The organism is Georgenia wangjunii, assembly GCF_036421975.1.
Lineage (GTDB): Bacteria > Actinomycetota > Actinomycetes > Actinomycetales > Actinomycetaceae > Georgenia_A > Georgenia_A wangjunii.
In genome coordinates this window covers 1-1,512 of record NZ_JAZGON010000024.1, presented here as the reverse complement: position 1 = coordinate 1,512, position 1,512 = coordinate 1, and the positions used below count along the sequence as shown (strand labels likewise).

General features: G+C 68.5%; 1 protein-coding gene. It reads right to left on the bottom strand.

All coding sequences use genetic code 11. The annotated features are described in order from the left end of the window. The coding region (locus tag V2J63_RS15730) for an IS110 family RNA-guided transposase (RefSeq protein ID WP_331231937.1) at nucleotides 1-1,230 on the bottom strand (1,230 nt) is incomplete at its 3' end. Nucleotides 1,231-1,512 lie beyond the last annotated feature (282 nt).

Here is a 1,512-nt window from a genome sequence, read left to right as displayed (position 1 = left end):
GGCGAGAAGGGTGTTCAGGGCGCGGTGGCGGTCGGGGTTGTAGGGGACGCCGTCTTGCCAGCATCGCCAGATGACGTTTAGCCACGCGCGAGCGAGGACGCGGGTCGCGTGGGGATGGTCGTGGCCTCGGGCGCGGGCACGTTGGTAGACGTCAGCGGCCCAGGGATTGGCGTGATGGGAATCGCCAGCGAAGTCGACGACCGCGCCGCGGAGTTCTTTGTCGACGGCCCAGCGGAAGCTGACGATCTTGACCTTTCCCGATTGTCGGGTGGACGGTGCTGCGCCAGCGGCATTGATCAGGGACTCGGGTGTTGGGTAGCGGCCTCGGGCGTCGCCGATCTCGACGAGCAGCCGGGCGGCGCGTACGACGCCGGCCTTGGGTAGCGATGTGAAGACGGCAGCGTCGGGGTGGCGGTCGAGCTGGGCGGTGATCTGGTCCTCCAGTGCGCTGATCTGTTCGCGCAGGCAACCCAGGGCAGTGACGAGCGCGGCGGTGACGTGCGATCTGGCGGCTGCTTCCTCGCCGCTGGTGCCGCGGGCGGCGGCCACGAGGTGGGCGTGAAGTCGGGGGGCGCGGGCGGGGTTGGGGTAGTTCTGGGTGCGTAGCCAGTTCTCCAGCCGTCGAGGTGAGAGCCAGTCGACCTTGTCCTGGGTGTCGAACCGGGTCAGGAAGCTCAAGGTGATCGCGGAGTCGATGTCGCGGAACAGTCCGATGGCTCCGGGCAGGACGTGCTGCAGGTGGGCGCGCAGCTGGTTGGCCATTGCGATGCGTGCGGCGACCAGGTCTTTGCGGGCACGTACGGTCATCCGCAGCGTGATCGTGGCGGTCGAGTCGGGGGTCAGCGGGCGCAGCCGGGCCCGGTCGGTGCGTACGGTGTCGGCCAGGACGTAGGCGTCGAAGCGGTCGTCCTTGTTCCCTGCGGCCCCGTACCTGCGCCGCAGGCTGCGGACCTGGTTCGGGGGGACCACGAACACGGTGAACCCGCCCTCGAGCAGTGCGTCGACCAGCGGGCCGTCACCCCGTTCGATCGCGACGTCCATGACGCCGGAAGACGCCAGTAGGCGCACCAGCCGGCGTAGGCCGGCGGCGTCGTGCTGGACGTTCGCGCGCTGGACCTGGACGCCGTTGTCGTCGACGAAGGCGACGGCGTGCTCGGTGCTGGCCCAGTCGATTCCGGCGGTGAGCTGTCGTCCTTCTCGACGGCCGGGCTGTTCGTGTTCAACACTCATGACGTCCTCCAGCTGTTGCAGCAGCAGGTGGGCACCCGGTGGTTCCAGGCCACGAAACCGGTCGCTCACTGATCGGCGCTCTTGATGGCGCATAGCCCTGTCGCCAGTCGCTCGTGTCCTGGGACCATCGGACCCCGCAGAACTCATGCCGGACCTCGAAGGTCAGCGGACGCTAGGCGGTAGTCCGGTGGAACCAGATGCACCGACGACCCTGTGCCGCCGGCACCAACAAGATGCCTGACAGGACCGCCAGCCAGGAAGAGTCTGCGCAGTGAGCGGACG